12 protein-coding genes are annotated in these 12563 nt (G+C 32.8%); 6 read left to right on the forward strand and 6 right to left on the reverse strand.

The features are described from left to right. Nucleotides 1–25: 25 nt before the first annotated feature. Together ACXGSQ_RS05060 and ACXGSQ_RS05065 are read right to left on the reverse strand one after the other, a co-directional pair. Nucleotides 26–775: a uroporphyrinogen-III synthase gene (locus ACXGSQ_RS05060; protein ID WP_458628541.1), complete on the reverse strand. Its 750-nt coding sequence runs from the start codon at nt 773–775 to the stop codon at nt 26–28. A gap of 17 nt (nt 776–792) precedes the next feature. Next, nucleotides 793–1443, reverse strand: a complete 651-nt coding sequence (locus tag ACXGSQ_RS05065; RefSeq protein ID WP_458628542.1) for a DUF4271 domain-containing protein — start codon at nt 1441–1443, stop codon at nt 793–795. A 147-nt stretch (nt 1444–1590) separates the two neighbouring features. Between ACXGSQ_RS05065 and ACXGSQ_RS05070 the strand changes: the two genes are divergently transcribed. From ACXGSQ_RS05070 to ACXGSQ_RS05080, 3 genes are read left to right on the forward strand one after another with little or no spacing between them, the layout of a single operon-like run. Beyond that, nucleotides 1591–2310: a polyprenol monophosphomannose synthase gene (locus tag ACXGSQ_RS05070; RefSeq protein WP_458628543.1), complete on the forward strand. Its 720-nt coding sequence runs from the start codon at nt 1591–1593 to the stop codon at nt 2308–2310. 6 nt (nt 2311–2316) lie between these two features. Beyond that, nucleotides 2317–3660, forward strand: a complete 1344-nt coding sequence (locus tag ACXGSQ_RS05075; protein ID WP_458628544.1) for a dihydroorotase — start codon at nt 2317–2319, stop codon at nt 3658–3660. A 1-nt stretch (nt 3661) separates the two neighbouring features. Next, a complete protein-coding gene (locus ACXGSQ_RS05080; RefSeq protein ID WP_458628545.1) occupies nt 3662–4135 on the forward strand; it encodes a DUF4296 domain-containing protein in 474 nt (157 codons plus the stop codon). Here the strand turns inward: ACXGSQ_RS05080 and ACXGSQ_RS05085 are convergent. Then, complete coding sequence (locus tag ACXGSQ_RS05085) at nt 4122–5135, reverse strand: SDR family oxidoreductase (protein ID WP_458628546.1); 1014 nt, start codon at nt 5133–5135, stop codon at nt 4122–4124. The genes ACXGSQ_RS05080 and ACXGSQ_RS05085 overlap by 14 nt on opposite strands. Nucleotides 5136–5297: 162 nt before the next feature. Here ACXGSQ_RS05085 and tyrS point away from each other — a divergent pair, with 162 nt between their 5' ends. Further along, nucleotides 5298–6608, forward strand: a complete 1311-nt coding sequence (gene tyrS, locus ACXGSQ_RS05090) for a tyrosine--tRNA ligase (protein ID WP_458628547.1) — start codon at nt 5298–5300, stop codon at nt 6606–6608. 171 nt (nt 6609–6779) lie between these two features. On the opposite strand, the gene ACXGSQ_RS05095 is transcribed toward tyrS, so the two are convergent. Next, on the reverse strand, nt 6780–7760 hold the full coding sequence (locus ACXGSQ_RS05095; RefSeq protein WP_458628548.1) for a LuxE/PaaK family acyltransferase: 981 nt from the start codon (nt 7758–7760) through the stop codon (nt 6780–6782). 80 nt (nt 7761–7840) lie between these two features. Further along, nucleotides 7841–9559, reverse strand: a complete 1719-nt coding sequence (locus tag ACXGSQ_RS05100; RefSeq protein WP_458628549.1) for a T9SS type A sorting domain-containing protein — start codon at nt 9557–9559, stop codon at nt 7841–7843. Nucleotides 9560–9791: 232 nt separating this feature from the next. On the opposite strand from ACXGSQ_RS05100, the gene ACXGSQ_RS05105 reads away from it, so the two are divergent. After that, the gene (locus ACXGSQ_RS05105; protein ID WP_458628550.1) at nt 9792–10478 is read left to right on the forward strand and encodes a response regulator transcription factor; all 687 of its coding nucleotides are present in this window, start codon (nt 9792–9794) and stop codon (nt 10476–10478) included. After that, nucleotides 10478–11521 (forward strand): sensor histidine kinase, encoded by a 1044-nt coding sequence (locus ACXGSQ_RS05110; protein ID WP_458628551.1) that lies wholly within the window; start codon nt 10478–10480, stop codon nt 11519–11521. The genes ACXGSQ_RS05105 and ACXGSQ_RS05110 overlap by 1 nt, the downstream gene beginning before the upstream one ends. Here the strand turns inward: ACXGSQ_RS05110 and ACXGSQ_RS05115 are convergent. Then, on the reverse strand, nt 11495–12556 hold the full coding sequence (locus tag ACXGSQ_RS05115; protein ID WP_458628552.1) for a glycosyltransferase: 1062 nt from the start codon (nt 12554–12556) through the stop codon (nt 11495–11497). The genes ACXGSQ_RS05110 and ACXGSQ_RS05115 overlap by 27 nt on opposite strands. Nucleotides 12557–12563: the final 7 nt, after the last annotated feature.

Raw genomic sequence — 12563 nt, forward strand, 5'->3', positions numbered from 1 at the left:
TTTTTTTATGCCTTTATAAGTTTTACTATTTTCCTTTGTTTACAGAATCAATATACTTCTGTAGTGCCATTGTCATTGACGGTGTTTCAGGTGTTGGTGCAGAAATATCTACGCGCAATCCTTTTTCCTTAACAGCTTTAACAGTTGTGTTTCCAAAGACAGCAATACGTGTTTCATTTTGCTTAAAATCTGGGAAGTTATGGAATAAAGATTCTATGCCAGATGGGCTAAAGAACACTAAAATATCATAAGTCACATTTGATAAATCAGATAAATCACTAATTACTGTTTTGTAAAATGTAGCTTGTTTCCAGTTGACACCTAATTCGTTTAATAATTCAGGTATTACAGGCTTAACTTTATCTGTTGTAGGTAATAAAAACGATTCGTCTTTATATTTTTTAATTAATGGCATTAAATCTTCAAACGTACGTTTTCCAACGTATATTTTTCGTTTTCTGTATACTACATATTTCTGTAAATAATAGGCTACTGCTTCAGACTGGCAAAAATACTTCATTGAGTCTGGAACTTTAAAACGCATTTCGTCTGCAACTCTAAAAAAATGATCTACTGAATTTCTACTTGTAAGTATAATGGCTGTATATTTAGTAAGATCAACTTTTTGTTGTCTTACGTCTTTAGATGATACACCTTCAACGTGAATGAAGGGTCTAAAGTCCACTTTTACTTTTTGCTTTTCTTGCAAATCAAAGTATGGAGAGTTCTCTATTTTAGGCTCTGGTTGTGATACTAAAATTGTTTTCACTTTCATACGTAAACATGGTGTTTTTAAACGTTATACTCCCTAATTACCTTAAATAAAAGTACATAAGGGCCGATTTCGAGAGCGCAAAGATACAACAAAAAATAGAAAAAATTTGGATTAATTAATTTTTGATGGGTTTTAAATGAAGATAAAAAACCAATGACATTAATAAGGCAAACAATAGATAACGCTGAGGTTATTATAATACTCATGCTTATGTCAGTGTACAGTAAAAACAAATTTGCAATTAAAAAGAGAAGACCAGAAAAATTCTTGAATGTTGTCTTTTGAAATAAGTAGTCATCAATTAAACTATCTATTTCAAAAAGGCTGCCAATGAGGCGTTCTAAAAGCGTTTTTATAATTATAATAGTAGAAACAGCAAAGACTAATTTTAAGAATGAAATAAGCTCAAAATTAAGCGGTGACACAAATGTGCTATAAGTAAAGTATATAAATATGCTTAGTGATAGCGAAAGGTTAATAAATAAAAAGCTATCAAATTGATCTATAAATTTTTGATCCTTAGCGTATATTTTAAGGTATTTTGAATTTCCAATGACATATAAGAAATCATTGAAGCGTAGCGTATTTAAATATTTAGCAACCACGATGGTAAACAATCCTATCATTGTAAAAATGGTAAACCATTCGTATGTTATATAATTTCGCATGCTGCTAAATTATAAAAAAATGAGCTTACAATTAGAAGTACGATTCATATCTATCAAAAAAGTTAATTCCCGCATTTAATCCATTAAAAACTTTATTTTTGTTGAAATTCTAAGAAACCACTCCTAAGAGTGTTTAAAAGTGAGTTAATGTCTGACGCAATAGTCATCATCCCTACCTATAATGAGATTGAAAATGTAGAATCAATCATTAGAGCTGTGTTTTCACAACAACAGAATTTTCATGTGCTTATTGTAGATGATAATTCGCCAGATGATACAGGTGCAGCGGTTAAAATGTTACAACAAGAATTTAAGGATCAGCTATTTCTGTTAGAACGCAAAGAAAAGAGTGGTTTGGGAACCGCTTATATTGCTGGATTTGAATGGGCATTAGAAAAATCCTATCACTATGTTTTTGAAATGGATGCTGATTTTTCACACAATCCAGATGATCTTTCAAGGTTGTATGCCGCTTGTGCTGCGGGTGCAGATGTGGCCGTAGGCTCACGATATGTTAAGGGAATTACGGTTGTTAATTGGCCAATGTCACGTATTCTTTTGTCTTATGGAGCATCGCGCTATGTGAGGTTAATAACAGGGATGACAGTTAAAGACTCTACAGCAGGATTTATCTGTTATAAAAGAACGGTGTTAGAGACCATAAACCTTAAGAAAATAGAATTTGTAGGCTATGCGTTTCAAATTGAAATGAAATTTAAAGCACACAAAAAAGGTTTTAAAATTGAAGAAATACCAGTTATCTTTAAAGATAGAACCAAAGGAAAATCTAAAATGAGCGGAGGCATTATTACTGAAGCTATTTTTGGAGTAATTAGTTTAAAAATTAAAAGCTTATTTGCTAAGTAAACTTATATGAAGCGAAATACCCTCATAAAAAACGCGAGAATCGTCAACGAAGGAAAAATTATTGAAGGTGATATTCTTATAGAAGATCATATTATTAAAGAAATAGATACTTCAATAAGTGTTAAGTCTGCAGATGTATTGGTGATTGATGTGGAAGGCAATTATGTGTTTCCAGGAATGATTGATGATCAAGTGCATTTTAGAGAGCCAGGATTAACGCATAAGGCGAATATAGAATCTGAATCTAAAGCAGCTATAGCTGGCGGAATTACGTCGTTTATAGAGATGCCCAACACAAATCCCCAAACGACTACTGTAGAGAAATTAGAAGAGAAATTTGCTATTGCCGCAAACTCATCGTATGCTAATTATTCGTTTATGTTTGGTGGTACTAACGATAATTTAGACGAAATTTTAAAAGTCGATCCCAAAACGGTTGCAGGTCTAAAATTATTTTTAGGATCTTCAACTGGAAATATGCTAGTTGATGATCCTAAAGTCATAGAAAAAATATTTTCGAGTACAGATATGGTTATTTCGGTGCACTGCGAGGACGAAGCAACGATAAAAGCAAACTTAGCAAAATATAAAGCAGAGTATGGTGATGATATTCCAATGGAAATGCATCCAAAAATAAGAAGTGAAGAAGCGTGTTATATATCGTCTTCTAAAGCTATAGAATTAGCTAAGAAAACAGGGGCTCGATTGCATGTGTTTCATGTTTCAACAGGAAAAGAAACCAGTTTGTTTTCTAATAAAATACCTTTAAAGGATAAAAAAATTACAGCTGAGGTATGTGTACATCATTTATGGTTTACAGATGAGGATTATGCTAAAAAGGGAAGTCATATAAAGTGGAATCCTGCAGTCAAATCAGCAAAAGATAGAGAGCAGCTTTGGAAAGCCTTATTAGATGACAAAATTGATGTTATTGCCACAGATCACGCACCACATACTTTAGAAGAGAAAACTAATAATTATACAAACGCTCCTTCTGGAGGCCCTTTAGTACAGCACGCGTTAGTGGCTTTAATGGAAGCGCATCATCAAGGAAAAATTTCTGTAGAAAAGATCGTAGAGAAGGCGTGTCATAATCCAGCGATACTGTTTAATGTTGAAAAACGTGGTTATATTAAAGAAGGTTATTTTGCCGATTTAGTTATTGTAGACCCTCAAAGTCCTTGGACGGTTAATAAAAGTAATATTCTTTACAAATGTGGCTGGTCGCCTTTTGAAGGTAATACATTTAAAAGTAGAATTACACATACTTTTGTAAATGGACGATTGGTATATAACAATTTTAACGTTCTAGACGTTAAAGCAGGAGAACGATTAACCTTCAATAGATAAGATGGTAAAGCAAATCAGTGTTATTTTGGTGTTGGGTATTTTGGTGTTGGCCTGTAATGGTTCCGATCGATCAAAAAAACCAGAGAATTTAATATCAAAAGATCAAATGGTAGATTTGCTATACGACTTATATGTGGTTAATGCGGCTAAGGGAGTAAATCGGTCAATTTTAGAAAAAAATGATTTTGATCCAGAATATTATATTTTAAAAAAGCACGGTATAGATAGTGCGCAGTTTGCAGAGAGTAACACTTATTACACCTTTGATACCGAAACTTATAAAGAGATGGTCGATGAGGCAAAAGAGAGGTTAGAGTCTGAAAAGAAGCGCTATGAGGCTATAAAGAAACGAGAAGAAGATTCCGTTAAAAATCGTAGAGATTCAATTACTAAAAATCGAAAATTCACAAAAGATTCACTTGACAAAAAATTAGATACTCCTAGTTTTATCAATGCGAAGCCTAAAGATTTTTAAGAAATAATTGACAGACATCTTCTATACTGTTGTCTATAGACTTAAATTTTAAATTTAAGCTGTTTTTTATTTTTGAAGCATCATAATTTGTGATACTTACCGCAGATTTTGCCGTTTGTTTAGACAAATTTCTACGTTTACCAAACAGTTTATGATTAAGCCAGTCTAATCTCCAGCCAATGGCTAATAGCCACGGTTTAGCTTCTTTTGTCGGTGGTTTAACACCTAATTGTTTTGCTGTTTTAGTAAAAAAGGATTTAAAGCTTAAGTTTTCTGAAATTAAAATAAACCCTTCATTTTTAATACTGCTCTTCATGAGCTGTTCCATGGTATTTACCACATCCCAAACATCAATATAACCAGTAATACCTTTAGTGTAATAAGGAAGACCTTTGTAAATGCGTTTAAATAAACTACCACTGCTACCTCCATTCCAATAGCCCGCTCCTAAAATAATACCGGGATTTACAATCACAGCATCTAAACCTTCTTGTGTACCTCGCCAAACTTCAAGTTCGGCTCCGTATTTTGTAATAGCATAAACACTATTTTCTTCTTCGGCGTTCCAATCGGTTTGTTCATTTATCAGTTTTTCAGGATTACTGTGGTGACCAATGGCAGCAATAGTGCTCACATAACATAATTTTTTAATCTTATGACTGATAGATAGATTAACAATGTTAGCCGTACCTTCAATATTAATTTTTCTTAATTCGTTATACTTATCGGGTTCAAACGAGACAAATGCGGCACAATGATAGACCTGTGAGATATTTTTAAAAGCAGCTTCAAGTTTAGGAATATCATTTACGTCTGCTTCAACCCAATCAATCTTGTTAAAAAGTGTTTCAGCATCATTTGAAAAGTAGGAGAAAACATTTTTTACACGTGCTAATGTTTGTTCTCGTCTGTAAATCGCACGTATAGGCGCATCACTTTTCAAAAGTTGAAAAAGTAGATGAGAACCAACTAAACCTGTACCACCTGTAACTAAAATCATTGTGTAAAGTTACGTTTTTTAAGCCTTATTTTTAATGTGAATTTTTGTTTTATAAATAATTGGTCTAATAAATCTCAGCTTCGGTAAATTGAGTTAAAATTGTCTTTTGTCTTTAAAAGTGGAAACATATCTTTGCGTAAATCAATTTGAAACTAAAAAGCAATGGCAAATAAGTTTGTAGAAGAATTACGTTGGAGAGGAATGGTACACGATATCATGCCTGGTACTGAAGAACAATTAGACAGTGAGATGACTACTGCCTATATTGGTTTTGATCCTACATCAGATTCATTACACATTGGTAGCTTAGTGCCAATTATATTATTAGTTCATTTAAAAAAAGCAGGTCATAAGCCTGTGGCTTTAGTCGGAGGTGCTACTGGTATGATTGGTGATCCTTCTGGTAAAAGTGACGAACGTAATTTATTAGATGAAGTTGCTTTAGCACATAACGTTGCGGGAATAAAAGGTGTGTTATCGCGTTTTTTGGATTTTAATTCGGATGAAGAAAATGCTCCAGTTTTAGTGAATAACTACGATTGGATGAAAGATTTTAGCTTTATCGACTTTGCAAGAGATGTTGGTAAACGAATCACTGTAAATTATATGATGGCTAAAGATTCTGTAAAAAAACGTTTTTCTGGTGACGAAGGAAGCGTTGGTATGTCTTTTACAGAGTTTACTTACCAATTAATTCAAGGTTACGATTTTCATCATTTGTACAAAACCATGGGGTGTAAACTTCAAATGGGAGGTAGCGATCAATGGGGAAATATAACAACAGGAACGGAATTGGTTAGACGAATGCACGATGGCGAAGACCAAGCAAAAGCCTATGCCATGACCTGTCCTTTAATTACAAAAGCCGATGGTTCTAAATTTGGAAAGTCTGAAGGTGGAAATGTTTGGTTAGATGCCGATAAAACTTCGGTTTACAAATTCTACCAATTTTGGTTAAATTCTACAGATGAAGATGCCGAAAAGTACATTAAGATTTTTACGTTTTTAGATAAAGAAACGATTGAAAACTTAATTAAAGACCATAAGGAAACTCCGCATTTAAGATTGTTGCAAAAACGCTTAGCCGAAGAGGTTACTATTTTTGTACATAGCAAAGAGGATTACGATAATGCTGTTAAAGCTTCTAAAATATTGTTTAGTAAAGATTTTAAAAATGAAATTAAACAATTATCAGAAACGTTGTTTTTAGATGTTTTTGAAGGTGTAAAACATGCTAAAATTTCACTGGCAGAATTTAATGAAGGTTTAGATATGATAGGTGCCTTAGCAGCTAAAACAGGGTTTTTGAGTTCTAATGGTGATGCAAGACGTGCTTTAAAAGAAAATGCTATAGCGGTTAATAAAGAAAAGGTAAAAGAGGACTACTTATTATCGTCAGAGGATTTAATTCATGATAAATATATAATTCTGAGTAGAGGAAAGAAAACCAACTTTATTTTAGAAGTGGTTTAAATATAAAAAATTTTAAACCGTATAAAATCTCATTGGTGGTTGTCAATGAGATTTTTTTGTATAAAAAAAGTGCCCAAAATTACTTCTGAGCACATCTAACCAATTATTCAACTATTACTAAAAAGCTTTCGTTTTCATAACAATAGCTAAGTCGTACTAAAATAATGTTCCTTACAAAGCCATTAAATTACAGCCTCTAATATCTGAGTTGTCAAACCTTCCAATGATCTCAAAATGGTCATTATCATAGACTTTTCCCAAATCTTGGGTAGCAATAAAAGAACAAGAATTAATATTGGCTAAATCAATAACATTAATTCCTCCTGTTTTATTAGGCTGCTGAATCGTTAAGGCATCTTCAGTATCTCGTGTTAATATTTTCATCCATGGTGGACATTCAAAAACACCATTTCCTTTTGAATAGGCTTGACTTAAAAGTTCTGTCATGCCATATTCACTGTGGATGTGTTTAACACCAAAACCAGATTGTAAAATTTGATGCAGTTCTTGTCTGATAATTTCTTTTCGACGGCCTTTCATTCCGCCGGTCTCCATAACGGTTGTATATTTTAATTTCAATTGATAAGCTTCAACTAAATCTAATAGGGCAAATGAAACCCCTATCAGTAAAGTTTTTTGTTGTTTGCTTTCTAATAGGTGTAATGTTTTGGCTAATTCGTCAAGGTTGTTAAGATAAAATCCACTTTCCTTTTGATTGGACTTATCAATTAAATCATTGACCATATAAATCAACGAAGATCCGTCACGTTCTAAATAAGAAGGTAATAATGCTAAAACAACATAGTCTTCAATATTGCCATAAAAGTGCTTAAAACCTTTTAAATAGCTCGCTTCGTATAATTTTAAATCTGTAATTAAATGTTTACTAGTAACACTTCCCGTGGTGCCAGAACTGCTAAAGGTTTTCTCAATAGGATGAGAGGCGCTTAAAACATTATGAGACTTAAAAAATTGGATAGGCAAAAACGGAATATCAGAAACATGTTTAACATCAGAAGGATGTTTATATAATAAGTCGCAAAACGAACGGTAAACTTTATTGTTTTTAAACTGAAATTTAAAAACGTCTATAGCTAAAGCGTTAAACTCAGCATTAGATTTTATATTGAAAATAGCTTCTTTAGAAATCATGCTGCAAAAATATGGAAAATAAAAAAGCGTAGCTCAAAATTTTGAGCTACGCTTTAAATATGTATGTAATAAAATACGTCTTACTTAATCACTAATTTCTTAGTTGTAGAAGCATTGTTTTGAGTAATTTTTACAATGTATACACCAGACTTTAAGTTGGCAACATTTAATATGTTGTTAGTTAAAGTTTCGTTTTTAACTTGCTTACCTAAAATATCGAATACTTGTACAGAAATAGCATCGCTATTTGTAGAAGAGATTGATACAGACCCTGTGTTTGTTGGGTTAGGATATAAGCTAAATGTATTAGCATTAAAATTAGTAACGCTTAATGGTGCTGCGATATCGCTAGCATATCTTGGGAAAATTTGGTATTCTGTACCATACTGACCACCTAAACCAGTAATACTTGAAGCTGTTGTTGGAATTGCAGTACCAATTAAATCTTCATCACCAAATGCAACTCTAGCAATAGTGACGTCAGTTCCGTCTGCTACGTTGTAGTTTGTGTTATCAACAAATACACCTGTATCTTCAAATGTTACATTGTTTAAAGTAATTAATCGGCTTTCGTAATTTTCTCCGTTATTAATAAGTTCAGAAGCACTAATAACTATTGGTGTTAAAGTTGTACCAGTAGAAGATGCTGAAGTTATGTTTGCAGTTGGGATAAATTGAAGTGTTCCGTTAAATTCAGTAAGTTGACCTTTTAAACCAGTAATACCATCACCAATGTTTAAAGGAGCTGCTAATATACCAGCAATATCGTCAATAAGTATTCCTGCTCCTGCATCTTGAATATATTTTTGGTTTCTAGTACCTTCAGTAACAATATAAGATATGAATGCCTCACCTGTTAATTCATATAAACCACCAAGTGTAGATGTTCTTAATTCAGTAATGTTAGCGACTTGACTTATAGATGAAACACTAAATGTTATTGTGTCAGAATCAATGACTCCACTTCCATCAATTAATTCAGCTACAACAGTATATATTTGTCCATCAACTGTTGTAATAGGAAATGGGCTAACTGCATTTGCAGTAGCTACACCGTTTACTGTTATAGTAACACTTTCACCACCTACTAAATTATCTGTAGAAAACTCAAGGTTTATAGATAACGTCCCTGGTGCTAATGCCGCATTGTTACTTGGGCTAGTTATAGTAATGCTAGGAGCCGTACTTCCTACTGTAGAGTATACACCAACACCACCAATTAAAGTCTCAAATGTATCTGTTCCACCTTGGCAAGTCCCTAATCCATCTAAAGCACCTGCACCACCAAATACCCAGTTAGATTCAACAAAACCACCATCTGGTCCTGTACCATTGACTCTAGTTGCATAAGAATCTTTGTATTCCCACGCTAGTCCATCACCATCAGTACTATCAACACCGTATTGATCAATAGCCACAGTATCGTTAGATGTAAGTACAATTCTAACTCTATCATCACCATTCAAATTCATAGTATTTGATTCTAAAATATTAGCTGATGCTAGTGAAGGAAATTCACTTACTATGGCATCTGCACTACCTCCTGTAGTAATGTAAACAAAACCATCTGTTACAGTACCAAGAGCAGAAAGGTCTTGTGGGTTTGCCCAATCTGTATTGGAATTAGTTTGGTTCTGTAAAGTGTACAAAGCAAAGTTAACCTCTCCATCAGCATAGATCTCTAGTAATTTAGGGTTTCCTCCAGAACAATCACCATCGACAATTGTAGTAATTATTGGACCTTGAGCAAAAGCTATAAGCCCAATGAACGTAAATAATAAAAAGTAAATTTTCTTCATAATTGATTTTTTATAAAAGTTAGATTACAAATATAACAACAAATAGTGAATTTTAAGAATCAGATTCGTTAATACTTATCATTTTACAATATGTTAACATCGTAAATGTCAGGCCCTTCTAAGGTTCAATAATTTATGTTTGCAATGTTAGGGAATTGTTATCAATTCAAGATTTATAAACAGTTAACAGGTATATAATTTATATTTACATTTATTTAAAAACGTAATTCAATTGAAAAAGAAAGATATTAAGATTCTTTTAGTAGACGATGACCTAGATATTTTAGAAATAGTAGGTTTTAATTTAGCAGCAGAAGGCTATCAAGTTATTAAAGGTGAAAATGGTGAAGAAGCTGTTAAATTAGCAAAAAAACACTTACCGCATTTAATCATCATTGATGTAATGATGCCAAAAATGGATGGTATAGAAGCGTGCGAACGTATTAGAGAGCAACCGAGTTTAAGCGATACCATTATTACGTTTTTAACAGCAAGAGGTGAAGATTATTCGCAAGTGGCCGGATTTGAAGCTGGTGCGGACGATTATATTGAGAAACCTATAAAACCAAAAGTTCTTATTAGTAAAGTAAAAGCTTTACTTCGTCGACTTAAGCATTCTGAAAGTAATGCTGAAACCGTTATGGAAATTGGTGATTTGGTGATTTATAAGGAGGAATATAAAATTACGATTAACGGTAAAGAAACAGCATTACCTAGAAAAGAGTTTGAATTGTTATCTTTGTTAGCAACCAAACCTGGTAAGGTTTTTAAACGCGACGAAATTCTAGATAAAGTCTGGGGAAATGAAGTTGTTGTTGGAGGAAGAACTATAGATGTTCATATTAGAAAACTCCGTGAAAAAATTGGAGATAAATCCTTTAAGACCGTAAAAGGTGTTGGTTACAAGTTTGTGGACTAATGCAATATCGTAATCTTAAAAAAACTTATAAATTTGCTTTTCGGACAGCACTATATGTTACGTTGTTTACAACGTTGCTTATTAGTCTTTTTCTGCACTATTACCATGTCATTAATTGGCATTTTATTTTTTACCCATTAATATGCTTTCCTTTTTGTTTTTTTATAATTCAATATAGAGTTGAGCGCTTTATCTACAGACGTGTTAAGAAAATATACGATGACTTAACATTGCTAGAGTCTACCAGTCTAAGGCAACAACCCATTACTACAGATATGGGAACCTTAACCAAGGAGATTGATAAATATGCCAAAAACAAAAAATTTGAAATTGAAACCTTAAAGGTTAGAGAGGAATATCGAAAAGAATTTATTGGCAATGTCTCACACGAATTAAAAACCCCTCTATTTACAGTTCAAAGCTATTTACTAACATTGTTAGAAGGTGATATTGAAGATGAAAAAATTAGAAAAAAATATCTAGCAAGAGCCAGTAAGGGGGTTGAGCGCTTAACATATATTATTAAAGATTTAGACATGATTACCAAATTGGAAGTTGGTGTTCTTAGTTTAGAGAAAGAGAATTTTGATATCGTTAAAGTGGTTCAGAATGTATTTGACCTTTTTGAGATGAAATCCGCAAAAAAGCAGATTACTTTAACTTTTGATATCGATTACCCAGAACCTATTATGGTTTATGCCGATAAAGAGCGTATTCAACAAGTGTTAACCAATCTTGTCGTTAATTCTATTAAGTACGGAAGAGAAAAAGGGACGACAGAGGTTAGTATCGAAAATCTTATTAAAAATAAAGCCATTATTAGAGTTACTGATAATGGTGAGGGGATTGCTAAAGCAAACCTTAAGCGTCTTTTTGAGCGGTTTTATCGTGTAGACAAAAGTGGCTCTCGAAAAGAAGGAGGATCTGGTTTAGGGCTGTCTATTGTAAAGCACATTATAGAGGCACACGAAGAAAAAATATATATTGAAAGCGAATTAGGGGTTGGTAGTGAGTTTTCATTTACTCTCGAAAAGACCAAATAACCTCTTATAGTTTATTTCATACGCCTGTGATCTAAAACCACTATAATGTTTAACTTTAGAAAGCATATCAATATTAAAATCATCTTGCATAGAATAAGGAGCAACACCTTCTGATTCAAATTTTTTAGCTAAATATTGTTGTTCAAATTGTCCTGGTGTAGGAATAAAAAAAGCTTTCTTTTCTAGTGTTGCTAAATCCATTATAGTCGTATATCCAGATCGACTGAGTATAACTTCGCTTTTATTAATAGCGATTTCTAGCTCATGGCTTGTCATAAAATTATAGATCATCACATTGTCAATAATTTCTTGTTGTTGCTCAGCTTCTACTTTACCCTTTACAAATAAGACTTTTCCATTGTAGTGTTTTAAGTCACTCAAAAGTTTGTCTTGTAAAAAAGTACGTTGAGGTTCAGGACCAGAAAGCAAAACCAAAAGATTGTATTCGCATTCTATAGCACGTTTTTTAAATCGGGTTAAAGGGCCTAAATATTTTATGGTGGTCATAACATTATCTGTATGACCTAATTCTCCACTTAAATTAATCGGGCCGCTATGATCCGGAACCCAACATTCATTAAATTTTGAAATTATGTTTTGATGTAGTTTACTACTGAACCAAGTTGTGTTTCCACTTAAAACACGTAATTGGTGTGTGATAAAGACTGAAGGGATTGCAGGATGTCTAATACCAAATCTATTATCTGAAATAATTCCAGAAATAACTTCTGTTTCAACTAAAGTTTGAATACGCTTTTTCTCTCTTTTAATCGTTTTTAAAAGATGAGGTGCGTCTTTTATTAATTTCATTTTAAAGCCATTGGCTTTTTTAGCATAAGTAATATTATAAGAAGGTAATTCAAAGGCTTTAAGGTTTGGGAATTCTTTTTTTAACAATTCTAAAGCCACACCATCACTGGCGAGTACAGGTTCAAAATTATGAGCGATTAATGCATTTATAATAGGAATACATCTTGTAGAATGCCCTAAACCCCAATTTAATGGTGCCACTAAAATCCGTTTTCTTGTATTCAACTTATAT

The sequence above is a fragment of the Winogradskyella sp. PC D3.3 genome (genome assembly GCF_054366245.1).

What these genes read in the sequence shown, in the direction of transcription:
- ACXGSQ_RS05060 (WP_458628541.1), bottom strand. Translation starts at nt 775, where the DNA reads ATGAAAGTGAAAACAATTTTAGTATCACAACCAGAGCCTAAAATAGAG.
- ACXGSQ_RS05070 (WP_458628543.1), top strand. Translation starts at nt 1,591, where the DNA reads ATGTCTGACGCAATAGTCATCATCCCTACCTATAATGAGATTGAAAAT.
- ACXGSQ_RS05085 (WP_458628546.1), bottom strand. Translation starts at nt 5,135, where the DNA reads ATGATTTTAGTTACAGGTGGTACAGGTTTAGTTGGTTCTCATCTACTT.
- ACXGSQ_RS05110 (WP_458628551.1), top strand. Translation starts at nt 10,478, where the DNA reads ATGCAATATCGTAATCTTAAAAAAACTTATAAATTTGCTTTTCGGACA.
- ACXGSQ_RS05095 (WP_458628548.1), bottom strand. Translation starts at nt 7,760, where the DNA reads ATGATTTCTAAAGAAGCTATTTTCAATATAAAATCTAATGCTGAGTTT.
- ACXGSQ_RS05100 (WP_458628549.1), bottom strand. Translation starts at nt 9,559, where the DNA reads ATGAAGAAAATTTACTTTTTATTATTTACGTTCATTGGGCTTATAGCT.
- ACXGSQ_RS05080 (WP_458628545.1), top strand. Translation starts at nt 3,662, where the DNA reads ATGGTAAAGCAAATCAGTGTTATTTTGGTGTTGGGTATTTTGGTGTTG.
- ACXGSQ_RS05065 (WP_458628542.1), bottom strand. Translation starts at nt 1,443, where the DNA reads ATGCGAAATTATATAACATACGAATGGTTTACCATTTTTACAATGATA.
- tyrS (WP_458628547.1), top strand. Translation starts at nt 5,298, where the DNA reads ATGGCAAATAAGTTTGTAGAAGAATTACGTTGGAGAGGAATGGTACAC.
- ACXGSQ_RS05075 (WP_458628544.1), top strand. Translation starts at nt 2,317, where the DNA reads ATGAAGCGAAATACCCTCATAAAAAACGCGAGAATCGTCAACGAAGGA.